Genomic DNA, 24,728 nt, shown 5'->3' on the forward strand with positions numbered 1-24,728 from the left:
TTTATATCGTCGAACCTGGGATACAGGACAATCTATCCAAATATCAATGGGAAGTTAATGTATCAAGTTTGCTTTTCATCGCCCAGGTACTAATTGTCCCTCTGCAGCGGATTCCTAAAATGATTGACCGCCCATAAACGGTCAGGGGTGTCAGTCGTTTCCGTTCGATTGTAACAGCATCGGTGTAGAAAAAACCCGGCTGGCGCAGCCCAGCAGGCAGGCCTCGTTGCCCATTTGTGAATGAACGATCATCGAATGACTGAAGGTATCGGGCATTGCACGTTCCGCCACCCGCCGGCTGATTTCCTGTACATAAAAACTGTCTGCGTCGGAAACACCTCCGCCGATGATCAGTTTCTGAGGACTGAAAATATTGATCAGGCTGGTGATACCGATGGACATATAATGCAGGTGTTGTTCCATTACTTCCACAGCTGCGGCTTCGCCGGAAAGAAAATGACGGGTAATCATCTTTCCGTTTAAATCTGCGGGTGGTATACCCGTAAGCAGTGCATAATCACGGATCAGGGCCTTTATAGAAGCATAGGCTTCGAAACAGCCCCGGCTGCCACAGGAGCACAGCGGCCCGTCAAAATTGATAATGATATGTCCGAATTCCATTCCTTTATTCCGGTAGCCGCCATACAGTTTGTTATTGATGACGGCACTGCCGCCGATTCCTGCACCAACGGTGAGAAATACGGCATCGGAGCAGTTTTTCCCTGCCCCGAACTGGATCTCTCCCCAGGCCATCATATTGGCATCATTGTCTACCACCACATTCATACCGGTTGATGCAGCAATCAAGGCACCCAGGTCCACATGATGAAACCCCGGCAGGTTATCGGCGCCTCCCAGGATCACATTGTTTTCTACAATTCCCGGAAAGCCTACACCCACGCCCAGGATCCGGCCCTCGGCAACGCCGGCACATTTGCGCACCCCGGCATTGATGAGCGCAATGATCTCGCCTTCCGTCAGTACATCCCGCGACGGCATTTTAAACGAATAAAGGATCTCACCCTTCAGGTTGATAAGGCCGCATCTTACATAAGTGCTGCCCACATCAATGGCGATTGCATACATTTTTTGTCAGCTTTTGTGTTTAATTAAATATCCGGAAACCGGTCTTTTCTTTTCTCAAAATAACAGCATGCAGTAAAAAGACGGTTTCAAAAATGCGTTTATTTATTTAGAAATGGATGATTTTTACCAGGGAAAAGCGCGGATGCGGGGTTTTGCAACACCAGACGCTTCTCCTGTTACGGCTCGACATGTTTATTTGATACATATTCCGTAGGCAAACAACCATAATATTGCTTAAACGATGTGGAGAAATACGACAGGGAACTGAAGCCCGACATATAGGCCACTTCCGTAACCGAATGTTCCTTGCTTTCTAAAAGCGCTGCGGCCTTTTTGAACTTGATACGTTTAATAAAATCGGTGGTAGATTCGCCCGTTATCGCCTTCAGTTTCAGATAAAGGCTCGAACGGCTCATGCCAATGCTCCGGCTGAACTTCAGTACAGAGAACTCCGGATCGCTGAGGCTTTCCTCGATGATGGTGATGGCCTTGCGCAGAAAATCTTCGTCGAGGGTATTGAGCGCAATATTTTCGGGAACAATTTCCGTTGCAGCGGAATAGTACTCTTTTAACCGCCTTCTGGACCGGATGATATTTTGCACTTTGGCCTCCAGTACCGGAAGCGAAAAGGGCTTGGTTACATAATCATCAGCCCCGGCTTCCAATCCTTTTACCTGGTTGGTGGGTTCGCTTTTGGCGGTGAGCAATATTACGGGAATATGACAGGTAATGATGTTTTGCTTGATCTTTTTACAAAATTGGATGCCATCTGTTTCGGGCATCATTACATCACAAATGATAATATCCGGAGCCTGCGCTGCTACCTGCAGCAAGGCCTCCTGCCCGTTATACGCTTTTACAACGGTAAAAGAATTTTCAAAATAACCGGACAGGTAATCCACAATTTGCTCATTATCATCCACGATCAGCAATTGCTGTTCATGCGTTGCCGGTTCGGGGTCTGTGTCTTCTTTATGTTCCGCCGGGGCCTGTGCAGCCGCAGTAAGATTGTCCAGCAACAGGGTGTAATGATTATTTGCATCAAATTCCCCGGTCTGATACTGGTCGCGGCTTACCGGCAGTTGCACGGTAAATACCGTGCCCTTGTCCGGTACACTTTCGATGGAGATGGTACCATGGTGCAGTTCTGCCAGGCTTTTTGCAAAAGCCAGCCCCACGCCGGAACCCCAGTTGGCATCGGAATGATTCACCTGGTAAAACCGCTGGAAAACGCGTTCATGATCGGTGGATGCAATGCCCACGCCGGTATCGCTTACGGTAATCACCATCTGGTCGTTCCGGTGTTCAAAGCTCAGTTCCACCGTATCTCCCGGGTGAGTATATTTGAATGCATTTGACAGGAGGTTGTTGCATATCTTTTCCACCGCATCCCTGTCGAAATAACAGGAAAATGCCGACCGGTTTGCCTTGAAATAGTACTTGATATTTTTTTGATGCGAGAGTTCCAGGAAGGAGGAATAGATCTCCCGCATAAAAGAAACGATATCGCCTTCCGTTAGTTCCAGTTTCTTCAGCCCGTTTTCTGTTTTGCGGAAATCCATCAGCTGGTCTACCAGGTGGTAAAGCCGCTTGGCATTTCCCAGCATGCGCTCGTGGTATTTCCGGAGTTTCTTTTCGGGAACCGGTTTGGTGAGCATCTCTTCCAGCGGCGCAATAATGAGCGTAAGCGGCGTTTTAAATTCGTGGGAGATGTTGGTGAAAAAGTCCATCTTCATCTGGCTCAGGTATTCGGCTTTCTCCCGGTCGCCGCGTTCCTTTTTTAACGCTGTTTTTGCCTTAATGCGTTCGTTAATCACGCGATAGGCGATATAGGCAATGGCCGCCAGTGCGGCGATAAGGAATAAATAGAAGCCGTTGCTCCGCCACCAGGGCGGCAGCACGCGGATCTGCAGCGTACGGATGGGACTTTTTTCGCCAACAGGGCCGGTAGCCTGCACTTCAAGTGTATAATCGCCGGGTTTCAGATTGGTATAAACGGCTTTGGGAATATTATCGCATACCTGCCAGCCATTGTCGAAGCCTTTTAGCCGGTAATGATATTGAATGCTTCCGGGAGCGATATAATTGAAGGTGCTGAAATAAACCGTAAACTGTTTGTACTCGTGAGACAGGCGTAAGCTGCTGGTTTCACTGATGGAGTTGCTGAGTACTTTGTAGCTGCTTCCGGGAGCTACATGTGTATTAAAAATGTCGAGCCCGGTAAAGGTAACCTGAAGGTCAAAGGGCTTGAGCTGGATCGACTGGGGATAGAAATAAATCAGGCCGTTCAATCCTCCGAAGAGCACCAGCCCGTCGCTGGTTTTGCAAAAAGCAGGCAGACTGAACTGCATATTGCCCATGCCGGTCTGGTTGTTAAAGATCTGTAGTTTGTTGAAATGGTCGTATAATTTGATCAGTCCCTTACTGGTAGAGATCCAGATACCGTCCTGGTCGTCCGGCTGAATGCCGAAGATGGCACCTTCAATGGCATTATCGGTGCCCGTATATGGTACAAACCGCTGCTGCCGTTCATCAAAAAGATTCAGCCCGTCACGGGTGCCGGCCCAAATGCGGCCCTGTTGGTCTTCTGCAATGCAGTTTACCAGCTCATTGGAAAGTGTAGTACCGGCAAATACGGTAAGGCGGCTAAGATCGGGACTAAGGGCGTTCATTCCATTGATGGTGCCGATCCAGATCCGTCCTTTCCGATCCTGCAGTAAAGAAGTAATGCCTTCAGCGCTTAACTGTTTGCCCGATGGATCCCTGTCGAAATGGATAAATTGCTGTTGTGCCTGGTCAAAGCGGCTGAGCCCGGCGCGGGTGCCCACCCATATCCGGTCCTGCTGATCCCGGAGCAGCGCATGTACCATGTCGCTGTTAACGGAAAAGGGATTTGACGGATCATGCTTGTATTTTTTTACAATGCCTGTTCGTTTGTCGATTACATTAAGACCGGCATTAAAGGTGCCGATCAATGCATGGCCTTCCCGGTCAAATGCAATGGCTTTGATATTGTTGGAGCTGATGCTGTTGGCATTGGTTTCTGCATGCGACACATAGGTGAGCTGATTGGTTTTCCGGTTCCAGATATTGATCCCTTTATCATTGGTGCCGATCCAGATATTCTGGGCGGGGTCTTCCTTGATCACATTCACCACCTGGTCATTCAGCAATACGTTGCCGGTTGTTTGACTAAGAATATTAAAGCGGATATCATCTTTGTGATAGTAGTTCAGTCCGCCAAAAAAAGTACCGAGCCACATTCCGTTCTGCCGGTCTCTGAAAATGCAGCGTACGGAATTTTGGCTCAGTGTAAGATGCCGGTTGGATTGGTGTTCAAAATTGCTGAATGTTGCCGTACGGGTGTCCAGGATCGACAGCCCTCTGAATGTGCCGATCCACAGGTTTCCGGCCTGGTCCCATGCGAGGCTGCGGATATCATCATCGATAAGACTGTTTGCGGTCTGCGATTGATGACTATAATTGGTCACCTGGTCATTTTTAAGATCCAGGCAAAACAGGCCGCCGTTTTCGGATCCCATCCACAGCAATTGTCCCTGACGCAGCAGTGCATTAATGCGAACATTCACCTGCGCCGGCTGCCGTGCCTTTGCGGTTTTTGTAGCAGGATCCAGCTCGTATACTCCCTTGTCTGTGGCCAGGAATAAATGCCCGTCGATAAAAAGCAGCTGCTGAATGGTGCTGATCGGCATTCCATTTACTTTGTATGGAAAGGATACAAAGCGGTTGCTCCCGGCATCCCGGTAATAAAGTTCACCCGAGTTGGCGGCGATCCACATCCGGTGCTGCGGATCCGCTGTAATACTGGTAATAAACCATTCACCCGGTTTTACCGGTAATGGGTAATTGTCAAACCGTTCTTTTTTATAGTTGTAACAGCTTACCCCTTTATTGCCCCCGATCCACAACAGGTCCTGCTGGTCGGTGTACAGGCTTCTGATATAGTTGGAAAAAAGACTATTGCTGTCTTTTTTATTGGGCCGGAACACGGTAAAGGTCTTCCCGTCGTACCGGTTCAGCCCATCCTGTGTGCCTACCCAAATGAAGCCCTGGTGGTCCTGCTGCACCACAAATACCGTGCTTTGCGACAATCCCTGGTCAACAGAAATGGTTCTGAAGTACCTGTTTTCAGCAATAGATTTTAGGGGTTGTCCTGAGGTGAAGTGGTATATCTGTAAGCAATAGAATAGTATCCAAAAACCCTTTCCTTTCATTGCCGGCAATTTAATAAAAATAGCGCTTCGGCCCTTGTCCGGAGGCCGCGAATTCGCCGGAGTTGTCAAAAAGCCCCCTTTTTTAACATATGTATGAGTGCCGTGTGCTGCTGTACGGTTTACATGGATCTGTTTTAAACGTTACAGCAAATAAAAATAGCTACGGTTTCCTGGTACCGGGTTAGTTGCCTGCAGCGGATCGTACTTATTTCCGCTTGCAGTGGTTACCGGGTAACCTGGTACGGGGACTGGATTTTTTTACAGCCGCGGATAATAATGTCCATGGATTTCCGGATAAAATCCATTTTGTGTACAACGCTTATCCATCAATTTTACACCCTGAACGATGGCTAAACATATACGCAAAAACTTACTGAGTACATTAACGATGAAACTGACATATTGCTTTTTATTACTCCTGGTGGGAAACCTGGCAATGGCCCAGACGGCTCTGAAAGTTAAAGGTAAGATACTTGATACCAAGGGACAGGCAATGTCGGGTGTCAGTGTTTCTGTAAAGAATACCCAGTTGGGAACCACCACTAACCAGGATGGAGATTACTCCATCGACCTGTTGAACGGGAATGATACGCTGGTGTTTTCTTATGTGGCATACCAGCCGCAGGAAATAGCGGTCAATAGCCGGCATACCATCAATGTGGTGTTGCTCGATGACAAAAATGATCTGAAAGATGTGGTCGTGGTGGCCTATGGCCAGCAGAAAAAGGAAAGTATGGTCAGCTCCATTACGTCCATTAATCCTAAAGAGATCAAAGGGCCTACGAGTAATCTTACCACCATGCTGGCCGGCCGTATTGCGGGGCTGATCTCTTATCAGCGAAGCGGGGAGCCGGGGGCAGATAATGCATCTTTTTTTATAAGGGGTATTACCTCCTTTGGTTCCGGTAAACTGGATCCTCTCATACTGATCGATGGAATGGAATCTAACGCAACGGAGCTGGCAAGGTTGCAGCCGGATGATATCGCAGGCTTTTCTGTACTGAAAGATGCGGCGGCGGCCTCTCTTTATGGCGCCCGCGGGGCAAACGGAGTGATTCTGGTAACCACCAAAACGGGAAAGACCGGGGCTACTAAAATGAATATCCGGTTTGAAAATTCAACCTCCTCCAATACCCGTAATTACCGCCTGGCGGATAATATTACGTATATGCAGCTGGCAAACGAAGCGGCGCTTACCCGCAATCCGCTGGCAGCGCCTCCGTACAGCCCGAATAAGATCAGTCATACCATCGCCGGGGATAATCCGTACCTGTACCCGAATATCGACTGGCTGGGCACCCTGATAAAAAAGTATACCAATAACCAGCGGCTCAATATCAATCTTACAGGCGGCAGCCAGCGAGCGCAGTATTATGTGGGCATTACGGCCAACCAGGATAACGGGGTGTTAAAAACCCAGAAGCACAGCAATGTAAATAATAATATCCGGCTGCGGAGTTATGAGGTACGCTCCAATGTGAACCTGCATCTTACCGGTACTACTGAAGCCATTATCCGCACCACCGGTAATTTCGACGATTATAACGGACCCATCGGTGGAGGGGCGCTGATTTTTGCCAAGGCCATTAGTGCCAACCCGGTGTTATTCCCTGCTAGTTACCCGGCGTCTGACCTGCCTACTGCCAAACACCCCTTGTTTGGAAACGCGGCGCGGGGTGCCAACGGAGAGGTGTATATCAACCCATATGCAGACATGGTATCCGGCTTTCAGCAATACAATACCTCTACACTGAACGTGCAGCTGGAGGTAAAACAGGATTTCCGGTTTATTACCCCGGGTCTTTCTGCGCGGTTGATGGTGTATACCAAACGTTATTCTTTCTTTAGCCTCAGCCGTCAGTATGTTCCGTTCTTCTATGCCGCTAACCCGGTGGTAGATCAGCCCGATTCATATACACTATCCCTCTTAAACGAAAAGGACGCTACGGAATACCTGAATTATACACCGGGTGATAAAGTGGTAAATACCACCACCTATGCAGAAGCGGCCCTTAATTATAACCGTACCTTCAACCAGGTGCATAATGTCAGTGGCCTGCTGATCGGTATCCGGCGGAATTATTTAACCGGTAATGCAGGCGATCTGCAATCGGCGCTTCCGTTCAGGAACTTAGGGGTATCCGGACGGGTCACCTATGGATATGATAACCGCTATTTATTTGAAGGTAATTTTGGTTATAACGGTTCAGAACGCTTTGCAAAAAATAACCGCTTTGGATTTTTCCCTTCCGTGGGGGTAGCCTGGAATGTGAACAATGAACGTTTTTTTCAAAACCTCACAACCCTTGTATCTAAATTGAAGTTGCGCGCCACATACGGGCTGGTGGGTAACGACCAGATCGGGAATGCCAACGACCGCTTCTTTTACCTGGCCAACGTAAAACTGAATGACGGAGGCTATAAATACTTTTTTGGAGATAACTACGGGGAAACAAAATCCGGGGTGCTGATTTCGAGGTATCCGAATGAAGGCATCACCTGGGAAAAATCAAAAAAGGTGAACCTGGGAATGGACCTGGGATTATGGAATACCTTAAATATAACGGTGGATGCCTATAAAGAACGCCGCAGCAATATCCTGATGCGCCGGGCTTTTATTCCTTCAACGATGGGGTTAACAGCCGATATCAGTGCCAATGTGGGTGTGGCCGAGGGCAGCGGATTGGACCTGGCACTGGATTACAACCGCAACTTTGGGGCAGCATGGTTACAGGCGCGCGGCACGTTTACCTATGCCACCAGTAAACTGCTGGTGAATGAGGAACCGGCGTACCCGGAGTATATGCAATACCTGTCGCGTGTAGGACATCCTTTAGGGCAATACGCCGGGTTGGTTGCCGAGCGGCTGTTTGTGGATGATGAAGATGTAAAAAATTCGCCACGGCAGAACTTTGGTGAGGTGAGGGGCGGCGATATAAAATACCGTGATCTGAATGGTGACGGACAGATCACAACGCTGGATATGGCCACCGGACTGGCTTTTCCCTCAACACCGGAAGTGATCTATGGTTTTGGTTTTTCTTTCGGGTATAAAAATTTTGATATCAGTACCTTTTTCCAGGGTTCAGCACGGTCATCCATTGCCATCAACCCGCATTCGATATCGCCTTTCGTGCTAAACGGTCCATGGCAGAACGGTCTGCTCAAAGTAATCGCGGATGATCATTGGTCAGAAGACAACCGCGACCTCTATGCCTTTTGGCCCAGGTTAAGTCCGAACGGAAATAGTAATAACGAGCAGCCTTCCAGCTGGTGGATACGGAATGGCGCCTTCCTGCGTATGAAGAGCGCAGAGATCGGGTACAACATACAGGAAAAGACCCTGAAGAAATATCATATATCCGGACTGAGGGTGTATGCCAATGGCAGCAACCTGTTTGTGATCAGTGCCTTTAAGCTTTGGGATCCGGAGCAGGGGGGTAACGGACTGGCCTACCCGGTGCAGCGGGTATTTAATGTTGGGATCAATGTTCAATTATAGTACCGTCAAATCTAATTGTATGCATTTATTATATCGTTATTTTAAACCATTTCCATTGATGAAAAAAGGGATTCAGGTGTTGGGACTGCTTTGTGTGATTGCGACTGCTGCAACATCCTGTAAAAAATACCTGGATCTTGTACCGGACAATGTTCCTACCCTGGATCATGCATTTTCCAATCGTCTTGAAGCGGAAAAATACTTATACACCTGCTATTCGTTTATACCGTATGACGGGCATCCCGACAGGAATCCGGGGTTTAGCGGCGGCGATGAAGCCTGGACCTACTGGCCGATGTTGCAGGACTATTTCTTCCTGGACCCATACCAGATTGCAAGAGGAGCGCAAAACAGGGCGAACCCGTATATGAATTATTGGGACGGATACGACGGAAAGTCGCTCTGGCAGGGCATCCGGGTCTGTAATATATTCCTCGAAAATGTAGACCGCGTTCCCGACCTGCAGCCTTACGAAAAAGAACGCTGGGTTGCAGAAGCCAAATTTTTAAAAGCCTATTTTCACTGGTACTTATTCCGCATGTACGGTCCCATACCCATCATGGATAAGAACCTTCCGATATCTGCATCTCCGGAGGAAGTAAAAGTATACCGGCAGCCGGTAGACTCTGTCGTAAACTATATTTCCAACCTGATTGATGAAGCCGCCGCGGGAAATGACCAGGCAGGGCTTCCCTTACGGATCAACAGTGTAACAAAGGAATCCGGGAGGATTACCAAAGTGGCGGCGCTGGGAATAAAGGCACGGTTACTGGTTACGGCAGCAAGTCCGCTGTTTAACGGGAATAATGATTTTGCCGGTTTAAAAAATAATAACGGGCAGGTATTGTTCAATGCGCAGTATGATCCGCAGAAATGGGTACGGGCGCGGGAGGCCTGTAAGGCTGCCATTGACAAGGCAGACGCGGCAGGTTTAAAGTTGTATCATTTCAACCCGGCCATTATCAATGTGGATCATGCCACACAGATTGAAATGAATATCCGGAATGCGGTATGCGAAAAATGGAACAGCGAACTGATCTGGGGACTCACACATGAGGGCGCCCCTACCTGGTGGCTGCAAACCTATGCCTGTCCGCAGTTTGATCCGAATAATTTTAATATTGATCTGAAGGCAAAGCTGGCGCCCCCGTTAAAGATCGCCGAAATGTTCTATACAAAGAACGGCGTACCCATCAGCGAGGATAAAACATGGGACTATGATAACCGTTTTGAACTACGTACGGCAACGGCTAAAGACACCGGTATCCAGGAAGGGTACAAAACCGTTGGACTGCATTTTGAAAGGGAACCCCGTTTTTATGCGGACCTGGGTTTTGACGGCTCCAAATGGTTTATGCGGAACGGGAAGTATGAAATTCAAAGTAAATCGGGGCAGTACTCCGGCAAGAAGCAAAGCCGTATCTACTCCGTTACCGGCTATTATACAAAGAAGCTCGTTAACTGGAACCTGGTGGTTTCGCAAATTTCATTAACCGTGGAATCATATCCCTGGCCGGTGATGCGGCTGAGTGATCTGTATCTCCTGTATGCGGAAGCGTTAAATGAATCGGGTAATACAACCGCGGCCTTACCGTACCTCAACCAGATCCGGGAACGGGCCGGTTTGAAATCCGTGGAAACTTCCTGGTCGGCGTATTCCAACAATCCCACAAAGTATTTGTCGGCGGATGGCCTGCGTGAAATCATCCGGCAGGAACGAAGCGTTGAAATGGCCTTTGAGGGCAGCCGCTTCTGGGATCTGCGCCGGTGGAAAACAGCACCACAGGAGTTGAGCAAACCGATTTTCGGATGGGATATCCTGCAATCGACCTATGAAGACTATAACCGGAAAGTGCTGCTATACAATCCCCAGTTTATAGCGCCCCGGGATTATTTCTGGCCGATACAGGAAAACAATATACAGGTAAATCCCAACCTGGTCCAAAACACCGGCTGGTAGTGTAAACTGGGATATGAACGATTACTCTGAATTAAATGTATTAAAATGAGACAACAAACCCGTAACTATATCCTGTGTATCATGTTGCTGGCACTGTGTGCCTGTGAAAGAGATACGTCGGGACCTGTAGCGAAGGATAATACACCCCCCGGACCGCTCAGTGGTATCACTGTTGAAAATCTTCACGGGGCCGCAAGAATTGGGTATACCTTACCCGCCGATCAGGATCTTTTGTATGTAAAGGCCCGTTATACAACCCCGGAAGGAGAAGTACGGGAAACCAAGGTGAGCCGGTATAACCGCAGCCTGGTAGTAGAAGGATTCGGTGATACAAGTACCTATACGGTAACCCTCTCCGTAGTGGATCAGAGTGAGAATTTATCGTCTTCAACCGATGTGCAGGTACGTCCCCTCAGCCCGCCGGCCTGGCAGGTTCGTAACAGTATTGAGGTGGCACCGGATTTTGGAGGCATCAATGTAAAGTACACCAACACCGGAGAGGCCAATCTTGCCATCGTGGTGCTGGCAAATGATTCTTTAGGCGAGTTTTCTCCCATCGAAACCAGCTATACCAACCTGAAGACCGGCGATTTTTCCGCCAGGAACATGCCCGCAATACCTACCCGGTTTGGGGTGTATGTGCGCGACCGGTGGAATAACCGTTCAGACACCATGATCGTACAGCTAACGCCATTATTTGAGGCCTTGCTGGATCGCACAAAAATGAAGGGCGTGATCCTGCCGACCGATGAACCTTTTTATGCGGGTAATGAAATTGAACGGCTCTTCGACGGAAGCACTACCAGCGGGGCCTATCATTCTACGGAAACGGCAAGAATGCCTCAATGGTTTACTTATGATATGGGGGTAACGGCACAGATCAGCCGCCTGGTATGGTTTATGCGCCCGGGCTACTATTATACATTACATAATCCCAAGGTGGTTGAAATATGGGGATCGGCCAATCCGAACCCGAACGGAAGTTTTGATGCTAGCTGGATCCTGCTCGCCAAAGCTACCCAAACAAAACCCTCCGGTTTACCCGAAGGACAGTTATCACAGGCGGATACAGAGGCAGCACTTGCCGGGTTTACGGTAAAATTCCCGTTGAACTCACCCAGGGTCCGTTATATCCGGTTCAAAACACTGCAGAACTGGTCCGGAGGCAGCTACGTTAATTTTTATGAAATCAAGATGTGGGGCGATACCCGTTAAATAAATCTTTTCACAGGAAATATTCATACATGATGCGGTTACATTTTTTTGCATGTTCGCTGGTGCTCATACTGGCTTCGGTGGTGGTGTCCTGCTCCAAAACAGATGGCCACGCCTATAAGAAATATATGAAAGACGGAGAGATCATATATCCCGGCAGACCGGATAGCGTAATAGTGCAGCCCGGACAAAACCGGCTGAAACTTTCCATAGCACTGGGCAACGATCCTTCGGTAAGCCGCGTGGTTGTTTATTGGAGCAACGACCAGGACTCGCTGGAAGCACCGGTAACACAGCTAACGGGCAAAGACACTATTAAATTGCTGATTCCCGGTTTAACCGAGGGGAACTATAATTTTACCGTGTACACCTATGATAAAACAGGGCACCGCTCTGTTCCGGTAAATGCATTTGGAATGGTGTATGGACCCCATTATATCGGTGCATTAACCAATCGCAGGCTCCGGTCTGTGGTACCATCTGAAGATGGCACGCAGGTATTGTTAAACTGGGGAACAGCCGCTTCCGGGGAAGCCGGTATTGATATTACGTATACCGGGGTCGATGGCACGCCACAACACATAACAGCAATGGATAAGGAAACACAAACCACCCTTTCAGCCTATAAAGAGGGCAGCACATTTACATACCGCTCCCGTTACAAACCAGATTCCACGGCATTTGAATACTTTTATCCGGAGGCAACTGCTTCCGCAATGCTGCCGGTTTTTGAGCGGCAACTGCCAAAGGCAAACTTTAAAATATATGCATTGCCAACGGATATTAAAGACAACTGGGGCTGGCTGCTGCCTTACCTGTGGGATAATAACTATGGTACACCCGGTTTTGCTACACAGGAAGTGGTGCCGTCCTGGTTCACCATCGACTGCGGAACCACAGCGGCACTCAGCCGGTTTAAAATGTGGCAGGCCTCCGACCGGTTATACAAGGATGCAAACGTAAGAACCTTTGAACTATATGGAAGTAATAACCCCGCGGGGGACGGAAGCTGGGCAAGCTGGACAAAGATCGGTGCGTATGAATCCGTGAAGCCATCCGGGCTTCCACTGGGCCAGACTTCAGAAACGGATATTGCATTTGCATTGGAAGGAGAAGCATTTATAGTACCAGGCGGAACACCGGCGTTCCGGTACTACCGGTTTAAATTGTTAACCAACTGGGAAAATAAAAATTATATGACGATAGGGGAAGTAACATTTTATACGCACGACCGGTAGGGTGCATCAACTGTTTGAACAAAAAAGTCCATGGAGTGTCGGGAACATGCCGATGGCATCCTGAAAATGTTATCCGGCTTGTTCCGGGGCCACTCCTGCTCCGGCGGTCGTATAAATATTACATACATGCCGGGTGCATTCCGATAGTTATCGGAACGGCATGGAAAAGATCGCTTTTTGGATACACCATTTTAAAATTTTTTATACAAATGATGAAAACAGCTTTAAGAAAAACAACAGCGTTTTTTTTGCTTGCCTTTTTAAGTACCGGCTTTGCACATGGGATCAATAGTGCGGAACCGAAGCATACAATCACATCCATTTCAGATACAGATACCATCCGGAAGAAAGGATTTACCTTGATTTTTACTGATAAAACAGTGGACATGGATCCCGCGCAGAAAAAAAGCCTGGTAGATGCATTCTTCACCAATTACCCGAAGCTGATAAAGGCATTTAATCCAAAAGGCACCCGGATCGTTCGCTTTACCATCGATCCGGATTACGAAGGCGTAGCAGCGGCAGATGCGGCAGCGGGACACGTTTCATATGGTGCCGCGTATATGAAAAAGCATCCTCAGGATGTGGATGTGGTAACGCATGAAGTAATGCATATTGTACAACATTATCCATCCGGTCCGGGCTGGGTAACCGAGGGTATTGCCGATTATGTACGCCATACCTATGGCATTGATAATGCCGCCATCAACTGGGCATTGCAGCCGCCAAAACCAGCAGCTTCTTATACAAACGGCTATGGTACTGCAGCACGGTTCTTTGTATGGATAGAGCGGTTTTATAAAAAAGGACTTGTAAAAAAACTAAATGCGACGATGCATGCCGGTGCCTATACCGACCATTTCTGGATAAAGGAAACGGGTAAAAATGTAGACCAGCTTTGGGCCGATTACCTGCAGCACCCCATGCTTAAGTAAATACACCGTCCGAAAAAAATAAAAAGCCGGAGTATAACAGCATGGCTTCATTGCAAAAAAGCCATCGTAAAGTTCCTGCGGGGAACGGGTATGCCGTGCCGGGATTTTACCGGCATTCAAGGAGGTATGTCCTGGTCAATAAAAATAGATCTGCCCTTGCGGGCATAACGGGCTGATACCGTTTTTCATAACCTGCTTGTTACATGAAGGGCGAATAATATCCATGGTTTTCCCAAGAAAATCCATTGTATCAGCAGCTATTTTCAGCCAATTTTACAGTAGAATGAAAAGCAGAAACCCGTATGTGAAAAAAGGCGATACAGCTATGTTCCCAGCCGTCGTTTCATCCGGGGTATACAGCTAATGATTGCAACGATTATGTTGTTGATAGCAGATTCTTAAATAAGGCGTTTCATTAAACAGGGCCGTTTATACAGGATATAGCCGGGCCGGCGCGCACTTGAATAGTTCAATGGCGTGGAATTGTATTGCTGTATCAATACACTTGACGACCGGTTATCCGGCAGGTAAACAGAACGATTTAGTAAAGATTAAATGATTAATAACGATGAGACTTGTATCGTACTTTCGAAAAGCAATTTTCATGCACAGCAGCTGTATGCTATTGCTCTGGCTGCTGCTGCCGGGTTTTCCACGCGCCGCGCTGGCTGCCGGTACACCGGGGCTGGTGCAACCGGTTCCATCGGCTGCAGCAACGGTGAAAGGACAGGTTAAAAATAGTGAGGGCCTTGCGCTTGCAGGTTGCTCCGTGTCCTATAAAGGCCGCAATACCGGTACTACAACAGATCAGAACGGGGGCTTTAGTATACAGATACCCGCCCTGGAGGGCACCCTTGTGTTTACAATGGTGGGGTACCAGTCCCGCGAAATCGCGATTACCGGTCCGGGCCCTTTGCATGTAGTACTGCTGGAAGACAGCGTATCATTGAGCGGGGTAGTAGTGGTTGGATATGGAACCCGGAAAAAAGAAATGGTTACCGGTGCTATTGCCCAGGTAGACCAAACCGTTTTTGAATCGCGTGCATTAACGAATGTGTCCAATGCATTGCAGGGAGCGTTGCCGGGACTCACAATACAGCGCAGCAGCGGCCGCCCCGGACGGGAAGGGTTTGATTTCCAGGTGCGGGGATTGTCTTCTGTAAACGGCGGCAGCCCGTTGGTGCTGATCGATGATGTAGCCGGTGACATCAACAGTTTAAACCCGAACGATATTGCAAGCGTTACGGTATTGAAGGATGCCGCGGCATCGATCTATGGCGCCCGGGCAGCGGATGGGGTGATATTGGTTCGCACAAAAAAAGGCAAAAGAGGAAAGCCGCAGGTGAACTATGCGGCAAACCTGGGAATGAAAATTCCTGACTATCTTAAAAAAATGGTATCCACATTGCAGTTCGCGGAAATGACGGATGAAGGGTTTAAAAATGTGGGACTGCCTGGTGTGCCGGATGAGGTGCTTCAAAAGATCCGGCAAAAGGCTGCGCCCGATCCGGATAAGGGATGGGTTACCTATCTGCAGGATTATCCGGGCTTTTATACAGATAACAACTGGATGGATGCTGTGTACGGGAAGGCCCTTCAGCAAATGCATAACCTGAGCGTTACCGGTGGCGGCGAATCCAGTGAATACGTATTTTCTGCCGGCTATGCCAACGATAATGGTGTATTTAAATTTGGCACGAATGATGTAAAGCGGTACAACCTGCGTATGAATTATGACTTCCGGCTATTCGATAAGCTCAATATTCAAACGCGTTCTACTTTTATGAATGAAATTATCCGCGAACCCTCTTCGCTGGATGATGTATTGCACAATACCCCCCGCTTATTCAATTTTGTGCCGATGTATAATCCTTCAGGTCAGTATTATACCTACCAGGATTATATCAACCCCGCGCAGCAGTTGGAGGAAGGCGGCGACCGTACCACCAACTACATGGAGTTTGCTTTTAATGTAAAGGCCAATATGGAAATTGCAAAAGGGCTGCGGCTGACTGCGCAATTTGGTGTAAAGAATAATGCCAACAATGACAATGGTTTTTACCGCACCTTTCCTAAATACAACTGGGCCGGGGTAGCCCAGAGTTACCGCAACCCGTTGAACTCCGCGTATTACTCCAATAGCCGGAACGTGTATAAATCCTATACGGCCTATGCGGAGTACGACCGTACCATAGCGGAGAATCATCACTTCGGTTTAATGGCCGGATCTTCGCTGGAACAAAATCGCGATCTGGGAACCAATGTCAGCGGTTCCAATTTCCCGGGAAACTCCATCTTTACGCTCAACCTGGCCGATCAGACAAAGGCAGAATATTCCCGGCTGGATGGTTTTGATACGGACTGGGCATTGAATTCTTATTTCGGCCGTTTTAGTTACGGCTTTATGAATAAGTTGTTCCTGGACGCTACGATCCGGATGGATGGCAGCTCCAAGTTTTCACCGGACAAACGCTGGAGTGCGGTTTTCCCTTCCGTACTGGTGGCCTACAATATCGCACGGGAAGCTTTTATACAAAAACTGGAGGTGATCGATAACCTGAAGATCAGGGCTTCGTTTGGCCGGATGGGTAACCAGGAGATCAGTGCTTTTGGAAACTATGGATACATTCCGCTTATTTCGGTTTCAGGATCCTATCCATTGGGCAGTTCCAATGCCGGTACGCCCGGTGCCGTGTTAAGTATAGCATCGGATCAGCGCACATGGGAAACCATAGAAACGGCCAACCTGGGGCTGGATTTCGGATTGTTGAATAACCGCTTGTCCGGAAGCCTGGATGTGTACAAAAAGGACAATAAAAATATGCTGGTAGATGTTCAGGTGCCGGTATTGCTGGGAGGCACACCTCCGAGCCAGAACCTGGGTCATTTAACCACAAAGGGTTTTGATTTCTCCATCGGATGGCATGATCAGGCCGGGAAATGGAAATATGGGATCACGGCCATGCTCAGCGACAGCAAAAACAAACTGGTAGAGCTGAAAGGGAATGATATATTGTCTTCGGGTTTAAATTATGCACACCAGGGGTACCCCATCAACAGTTATTTTGGATACCAGTTTAACGGCATTATCCAAAATGAAGCCCAGTTACAGGACTATAAAAAACTGAGCGGCATTCCTTCCAATATCGGTGTGGGCGATGTGATGTATAAAGATGTGGATGGTGACGGGATCTTGTCGGTACACGGCGATCCGGCCAAAGGATCGAAGGGCGACCTGGTATATCTGGGTAGCTTGCAGCCCCGGTATACCTATTCCTCCCGCCTGGAGCTGGGATATGGCGGATTCGACCTGATGGTGTTTTTGCAGGGCGTAGGAAAGCGGATGAACATCCGGGACGGATCGTTTTCAATACCCATGAGTGCTGTATATTTTCAGCCGCTGGAATACTGGTACGGCAAATCCTGGACGCCGGAACATACGGATGCGGCATTTCCGCGGATCGTACCGGGGGCTGTGGGTTTCGACAACCTGCTGAACTATAACTGGCAGTATTCGCAAATGCGGGTGAACGACCTGGCCTACCTGCGGGTGAAGGTTATTACCCTGGGATATAACCTGCCAGTGGCTTTCTGTAAAAGAGTAAAACTTTCCAATGCACGGGTATATCTGAGCGGTGAAAATCTTTTTACAGTTTCCAAAGGAACCTGGATGCGTTCCTTTGACCCGGAGGAAGGTTATTCCCGGTCCGATGAAAAGACCTATCCGTTTACAAAAAATATTTCGTTTGGCCTGAATATCGGGTTCTGATCCTCTTTAAAGAATGAAACGTATATACCTGATTTGCCAGACCATGCATCATGATAAAAAGATAAACATGAAAAATAGATGCCTTCAGCTGTTGCTGGTATTCCTGCTTTGTAGCTGTAATAAATTATTAGATCTGAAGCCCCGCGACAATATGTCGGAGAAAACATTTTACAAAACACCGGCCGATTTTAAATTAGCGGCAAATGCGTTGTACAATTCGCTGCCAGGTTTTGATTTTGCCGATGTAGAATCGGACATCGCATTTAACCAGGCCAACGCGGTCAGTGACGGAGATTACCTGCCGCCGGAGAATGATGCAAACTGGACGAATGCCTATTACTATATCCGGAATGCAAACATAATGATTACCAAGGGCACTGCTTTTGCCGATGCGGAAACAAAACGTTATGTAGCCGAAGCAAAATTTTTCCGGGCACTCAGTTACTGGAATATCTTCCGGCTCTTTGGTGGTGTGCCCCTGGTAACAGATGTGCTTACGGAAACGGACGAGCGCCTGTACGGGCCCCGCGCCAGCCGGCAGGAAACGGTAGGCCTGATCATACAGGATCTGAAAGAAGCTGTTGCCGATCTGCCCAAACAAAATGATCTTTCAGCCGCAGACCAGGGGCGTATTACCAGGGGCGCAGCAAGCGGATTGCTGGCCCGGGTTACCCTGTTTGAAGGCACCTGGCAAAAATACCATCAGCAAACTGCTGCCGCCGATTACCTGGGAATGGCTATAGAAGCTGCAGGTAACATTATTGCCGGCCAGGAGTACGCGCTGTTTAAAGATAAAGCCGCGCAGAGTTATCGTTACCTGTTTATTGAAGAGGGCAATGGTGCCAAAGAAAATATATTGGACCGGCGTTATGCCGTAAACGTTTCCGGGCAGGGATATCCGTATTCTGTAGGAGACCCGGGATATCTGCCCACAAAAAAACTGGCGGATATGTACCTCTGTAAGGATGGGCTGCCGATTTCAAAGTCGGAATCATTTAAAGGCTACGCAACTATTGGTTCCGAATTTGAGAACCGGGATCCCCGGATGACAATGACCTTCATTATCCCCGGTACTTATACCGTACGGCCTTTTCATCCGGTAACGCCGATTCAAAACTGGCCCACCTCGCCGCAACGCAACGGCAATACTGGTTACATCACCTATAAATACATTTCGGAGAATGCATATGGCAATGGTAACAATGGGGTCAACTTCGGTTTTTACCGTCACCTGATCCGCTATGCGGAAATATTGTTGATCTATGCGGAGGCGATATATGAAAAGAACGGGGGCATCAGTGACGCCGACTTGGATAAATCGATCAACCTGCTCCGCGACCGGGTAAATATGCCGCGGCTAACCAATGCATTCGTGAGCCAGAACGGGCTGAATATGTTAACTGAAATCCGGAGGGAGCGTACACTGGAACTGGCATTGGAGGGATTCCGATATGATGATATCCGCCGTTGGAAGACCGCCGAAACAGAAATGCCCGGAGCAGTTACAGGTATCAAGATCAAAAATACAGAATGGAATACCATTGCACCGTATAGCCAGGCAAGCTATCAGAGCCGTGTAGACGGGAACGGTTTTTTGGTTGTTCAGGCGGCAACCGCCAGGAAGTTCGACCCTGCCAAACATTACCTGCGGCCCTTGCCTACCAAGGAAATTGCATTGTCCAAAGGAAACCTCAAGCAAAACCCCAGCTGGTAAAATTGATTCACCGTATTAAATGTATAATTGTAAAATGAAACTATATCGATCTGTAAAACTCCTGCTGGCTGGCTTATTCCTGTATCCAATGACCTTCACCGGCAGCGGCGTACATGCACAAACGCAAATCCGTATCAATGAAAAAAGTACCGGGCGCATTTTTGACGGTATCGGTGCCGTAAGCGCAGGCGGTTCGTCCAAACTGCTGATTGATTACGCAGAGCCGCAACGGAATGCGATCCTGGATTATTTATTCAAACCCAATTTTGGTGCGGGGTTTACTTATCTGAAAACAGAAATCGGCGGCGACGGCAACACCACCTGCGGATCGGAGCCCAGCTTTGCACGTACACGGGAGGAGATGGAAAACCCCAATTACCAGCGCGGCTACGAATACTGGCTGATGCGGGAGGCTGTAAACCGCAATGCCCATATTGAACTGGATGCACTGGAATGGTGTATGCCGGGATGGTTTAAGGGCGTATGGTCCATGGACAACGCCAACTACCTGCTGAAATTTATTGAAGGTGCCAAATCATGGGGCCTGAACCTGAAGTATATTTCGGGCTGCTGGAATGAGCGCGACTATAACCGCAACTGGATCGTTGATTCGCTGCGCCCGCTGCTTGATAAAAACGGTTATGAAAACATAAAGATCAATGCGCCGGAAGGTGCCGGTCATGCATGGGCCATTGCCGACCAGCTGGTGACGGACTCGGTGTTCCGCAATACCCTGGCAGCGATCAGCTATCATTACCCGGATTCCTACATGCACCGCCCCGGTACTACAAAGGCCACGCCCAACGCGTTGAACTCCGGCCTTCCGCTTTGGTCCGGGGAAGATTTTTCATTGGGAGGTAAATCCTGGAACAATGTTCTTTATCTCGCAAAGAATATCATCCGGTGTTATATCGGGCATAAGATCGTTAAGGTAAATCTTTGGTGCCCTATTGCATCCATGCCGGATAATGTTTGCTATTCCAATACAGGGATCATGAAGGCCAATACCCCCTGGTCCGGGTATTACGAAGTGTGGCCAACAATCTGGGCGGTGGGGCATTTTAACCAGTTTGTAAAACCCGGCTGGAAGTACCTGGATGATGCCTGCGGCACATTGCCGGATGATGGTGTGTATGCAACCTATAAAGCACCCGGAAAGAACAGGGATTATTCCGTAGTAATGGTGAGTGGAAACAGTAAACAAAAAGTCGATTTAAAATTCGATCAGCTTACCAACGGGGTTATTCATGTGTGGAAGTCGGATAGTGTGCAGCAGTTCATCAAGCAAAAAAGTATTGCAGTTAAGAACGGTATCCTTTCCCTGGAACTGGAGCCCCGCAGCATTTATACATTAACCACCACCACCGGACAGGTAAAAGGAAACTATGCGATGGCGCCGGAGAAACAGTTCCCGGTACGGTATAAAGATGACTTTAATAGCTACGCCTTGAACCGGGCGCCCATGGCGGCCAAATATTTCTATGATAATTCCGGGGCGTTTGAAGTATATCAGGCACCGGGAGAGAGCACCTGTCTCCGGCAGGTTGTGAACAGGGATATTGTTCACTGGATCCCCGATTCCTGTGCGTTTTCTTTTGTATCGCAGGGGCAGGATTGGTCCGACGGGGCAATTACTGCAGATGTAAATGTAGAAGAAGATGCATTCAACGGTCCGGGCTATGCGGGGGTCATGATACGGGGCGCCTATGATAAAGCATCGCAGGCAGTGATCCCTCATGGGTACCGGCTAAATATCTATAAAAACGGCTACTGGCGCTTACAAACAAAAGACGCTGTATTGGCTTCCGGTACAACGGATACAAAAGGATGGCACCGGTTAAAACTGCAGGCAGAAGGCAGTAAGATCACCGCTTTTATTGATGGTAAAATGGTAACCGCGGTTTCGGATCAGCGCTATATACTGGGCGCGGCCGGTTTTGTATCCGGTTGGAACCGGTCCAGGTTTGATAACCTGGAGGTAAATTACCAGCCATTAACGGGCCGGTTGGTATCGGAACTAAAAACGGTAGAATCCTCTTCCGGGTCCTATGATTTTTATGTGGTGGACGGAAACTCCTACACACCCTGGTTTTCTCAAAAAAATGGCGATAAACATTGGCTGATGGTGGATCTCGGAAAAGTGTATGATATCTCCCGTTCGGTGATTTATTTCTCCGGGTTAAACAGTGCATTGAACAGTTCCGTCAGCGTATCTTCAGATAAGGTACGGTGGACTCCGGCCGCTTCAGGGAAACAGTTTTCCCGTGGCGAAAATTGCACCGTGCTGGAGAATGGGGGCAGGGCGCGGTACCTGCGGGTTGAAATAGATCCCGGTACGCAAAAGGAGCACCAGGTAGGTATCCATGAATGGTACATTTACAGTAAATGATTAAAACAGGATGCTTTTAATTATTTTTAGAGCAATGGATTGAACGCCTGTTTATCGCAAACGGCCGTTCAGGGTGGGCACCGTTGGTTTGCCCGATCATAAACGAATAAGATAGAAGTGAAAAAATGAAAATGACACTTAGATTCCTGCCCTTGCTGTTGTTGGTTTGCCGGCTGCCTGTGGGCGCGCAGCAAAATGATGTAAAGATCGCTTTCAAACAACCGGCGGTTGATTTTACAGAATCCCTGCCCATCGGAAACGGGCGTGTTGGGGCCATGTTATTTGGCGGACATGAAACGGAGCGGATCGTGCTGAATGAAATTTCCTTATGGTCCGGAGGCGCTGATGACGCAGACCTGGAGGACGCGCATCTATATTTGAAGCCGATCCAGAATTATCTGCTGAATGGCGAAAATAAGAAGGCACAGGAGTTGCTGATGAAACATTTTGTAGCCAAAGGTGACGGCTCCGGTCATGGAAATGGGGCGAATGTAAAATTCGGGTGTTATCAAACAGCCGGTGATCTCCGGATCAACTGGAAGCATGCGGAGGGCAATATTACCGCCTATCAGCGAAGCCTGGATTTGGAAACGGGAGTGGCGCGCATTTCTTATAAACGGGGTGATAATGAGATCATCGAGGAAGCATTTGCCGATTACCACAATGATATCATCTGGGTGCGGCTGCAAAGTAAGAAGCAGGGCGGACTACAGTTTGCACTTTCCCTGGACCGGAAGGAAAATGTATTGCAGCGTACGGCAGCCGGGCGGGACCTGGTTTTGTATGGACAACTTCCTTCGGGAAAAGACAAGGGCATGCAATATGCGGTGGCGGCCCGGGTTTTAAAATGTGACGGCAGTATAGCCGCCGGCGAAGGAGCACTGGAAATAGCGGGTGCTACCAACTGCGTGATCGGTATTGCCATGCAGACAAACTATGCGTATGAGAACGGAACACTATCCGGGAAGGATGTAAAGAAAGCAGCGATCGCAAATCTGCAACGTTGTGCCGGCAACCTGTATACACCGGCCCGGCAACGCTCTGTGGCAACCTATCAGTCGTACTTTAACCGCTGCCGGCTTTATATGCCTGCCGGTAATAAGGCCATTGACACCATGAGTACACAGGAACGCCTGGTACATATGGCCGAGGGAAACCCCGATGCACAACTGCCGGTATTGAGCTTTAACTTTGGCCGCTACCTGCTGATCGCCTCCTCGCGGCCGGGGCTGCTGCCGGCGAACCTGCAGGGCCTGTGGGCCGAAGAGTATCAAACGCCCTGGAATGGCGATTACCACCTGGATATTAATGTGCAGATGAATTACTGGCCTGCGGAGCTCACCAATCTTTCGGATCTTACACAACCGCTGTTTCAGTTTACAAGGAACCTGGTACCCAATGGAACAAAAACCGCATGGAAGTATTACCAGGCAAAAGGATGGGTGGCACATGTGATCACCAATCCCTGGTTTTTTACAGCTCCCGGGGAAAGCGCCGATTGGGGATCGGTACTTACGGGCGGTGCCTGGCTGGCAACCCATATATGGGAACACTACCGGTTTACACAGGATAAAAATTTTTTGCGTCAATATTATCCGGTGATTAAAGGTGCGGCAGAGTTTTTAAAATCTATTTTAATTGAAGAAAAAAGTCATGGCTGGCTGGTAACGGCTCCCTCCAATTCACCGGAAAATAATTACCAGATGCCCGATGGTTTCAGAGGAGCTACCTGCATGGGACCAACGATGGACATGCAGATCTGCCGGAATATTTTTGAGGCGGCCATTACAGCTGCCGATGTGCTGGCCGTAGATCATGCTTTTGCCACGGAACTTGCAAAAGCAAGAAGCCGGCTGGCACCCACACAGGTAAGTCCTTCAAATGGCGGTATCCAGGAATGGCTGAACGACTGGCCGGCAGTGGATCCTTATCACCGGCATGTATCGCACCTGTTTGGGTTGTACCCTTATGATGAAATCAATCCCTGGGATACACCGGAATTACTAAAGGGAGCTATAAAAACCCTGGAAATGCGCGGAGATTACGGCACGGGATGGTCCAAGGCCTGGAAGCTGAATTTTTGGGCACGCACGGGTGATGGCGATCATGCGTTAAAAATATTAAAAGGATTGCTGCTGCCGGTAAAGCCCGGTAAGGGTATTTCCTATACAACCGGTGGCGGATCGTATCCCAATTTGTTTGATGCACATCCTCCCTTTCAGATCGATGGCAACTTTGGCGCTACCTCCGGAATTGCTGAAATGCTGCTGCAGAGCCATGGCAGCGGTAATGTGATCCGTTTGTTGCCGGCATTACCGGCCGATGCGGCCTGGGCGAACGGATCCGTGAAAGGATTGGTGGCCAGGGGCAATTTTGTGGTTGATTTTAAATGGACGCAACACCAGGTGCAGGAGGCTTCCATTGTTTCAAAAACCGGGGGGCCTTGTCAGTTGCTGATTCCGGAGGGTAAAAAAATATATGATCAGCAGGGAAAAGAATTACGTTATGAAAAAGGAGCAGACCGGATTGCAAAACTTGCTACAGTGAAAAACCAGCGTTTTTATATTCGGTAACCTGACTGTTGATGATAAACAGCGCTGGTTGCATCAGCGCAATGGTGGATGCAGCACCGGCATAAAAAGTTTCACTGGGCATATCGAGTTTTCCATTTGCACAATAGGGATA

11 protein-coding genes are annotated in these 24,728 nt (G+C 48.6%); 9 read left to right on the forward strand and 2 right to left on the reverse strand.

The window, feature by feature from the left end; all coding sequences use genetic code 11:
* Window positions 1–150: 150 nt before the first annotated feature.
* Both LQ567_RS20015 and LQ567_RS20020 read right to left on the reverse strand, forming a co-directional pair.
* Window positions 151–1,086: an ROK family protein gene (locus LQ567_RS20015; protein ID WP_231007495.1), complete on the reverse strand. Its 936-nt coding sequence runs from the start codon at window positions 1,084–1,086 to the stop codon at window positions 151–153.
* A 176-nt stretch (window positions 1,087–1,262) separates the two neighbouring features.
* Window positions 1,263–5,321, reverse strand: coding sequence for a hybrid sensor histidine kinase/response regulator transcription factor (locus tag LQ567_RS20020; protein ID WP_231007496.1), 4,059 nt, complete (start codon window positions 5,319–5,321; stop codon window positions 1,263–1,265).
* Window positions 5,322–5,709: 388 nt separating this feature from the next.
* Here LQ567_RS20020 and LQ567_RS20025 point away from each other — a divergent pair, with 388 nt between their 5' ends.
* The 9 genes from LQ567_RS20025 (at window position 5,710) to LQ567_RS20065 (ending at window position 24,616) form a co-directional block, all read left to right on the forward strand.
* Window positions 5,710–8,823 (forward strand): SusC/RagA family TonB-linked outer membrane protein, encoded by a 3,114-nt coding sequence (locus LQ567_RS20025; protein ID WP_231007498.1) that lies wholly within the window; start codon window positions 5,710–5,712, stop codon window positions 8,821–8,823.
* A 58-nt stretch (window positions 8,824–8,881) separates the two neighbouring features.
* Entirely contained in the window at window positions 8,882–10,783 is a 1,902-nt protein-coding gene (locus tag LQ567_RS20030) for a RagB/SusD family nutrient uptake outer membrane protein (protein WP_231007500.1), read from the forward strand.
* A gap of 45 nt (window positions 10,784–10,828) precedes the next feature.
* Window positions 10,829–11,998: a DUF5000 domain-containing lipoprotein gene (locus tag LQ567_RS20035; RefSeq protein ID WP_231007501.1), complete on the forward strand. Its 1,170-nt coding sequence runs from the start codon at window positions 10,829–10,831 to the stop codon at window positions 11,996–11,998.
* Between the two features lie 29 nt (window positions 11,999–12,027).
* Window positions 12,028–13,236, forward strand: a complete 1,209-nt coding sequence (locus LQ567_RS20040; RefSeq protein ID WP_231007502.1) for a DUF4998 domain-containing protein — start codon at window positions 12,028–12,030, stop codon at window positions 13,234–13,236.
* Between the two features lie 209 nt (window positions 13,237–13,445).
* Window positions 13,446–14,171: a basic secretory family protein gene (locus tag LQ567_RS20045; protein WP_231007503.1), complete on the forward strand. Its 726-nt coding sequence runs from the start codon at window positions 13,446–13,448 to the stop codon at window positions 14,169–14,171.
* A gap of 604 nt (window positions 14,172–14,775) precedes the next feature.
* Window positions 14,776–17,940: a SusC/RagA family TonB-linked outer membrane protein gene (locus LQ567_RS20050; protein WP_231007504.1), complete on the forward strand. Its 3,165-nt coding sequence runs from the start codon at window positions 14,776–14,778 to the stop codon at window positions 17,938–17,940.
* Window positions 17,941–18,007: 67 nt separating this feature from the next.
* A complete protein-coding gene (locus LQ567_RS20055) occupies window positions 18,008–19,654 on the forward strand; it encodes a RagB/SusD family nutrient uptake outer membrane protein (RefSeq protein ID WP_231007505.1) in 1,647 nt (548 codons plus the stop codon).
* Between the two features lie 34 nt (window positions 19,655–19,688).
* Window positions 19,689–22,043, forward strand: a complete 2,355-nt coding sequence (locus LQ567_RS20060) for a galactose-binding domain-containing protein (RefSeq protein WP_231007506.1) — start codon at window positions 19,689–19,691, stop codon at window positions 22,041–22,043.
* Window positions 22,044–22,174: 131 nt separating this feature from the next.
* Window positions 22,175–24,616 (forward strand): glycoside hydrolase family 95 protein, encoded by a 2,442-nt coding sequence (locus LQ567_RS20065; protein ID WP_231007507.1) that lies wholly within the window; start codon window positions 22,175–22,177, stop codon window positions 24,614–24,616.
* Window positions 24,617–24,728 lie beyond the last annotated feature (112 nt).

The organism is Niabella pedocola, assembly GCF_021044425.1.
GTDB classification, from domain to species: Bacteria; Bacteroidota; Bacteroidia; order Chitinophagales; family Chitinophagaceae; genus Niabella; species Niabella pedocola.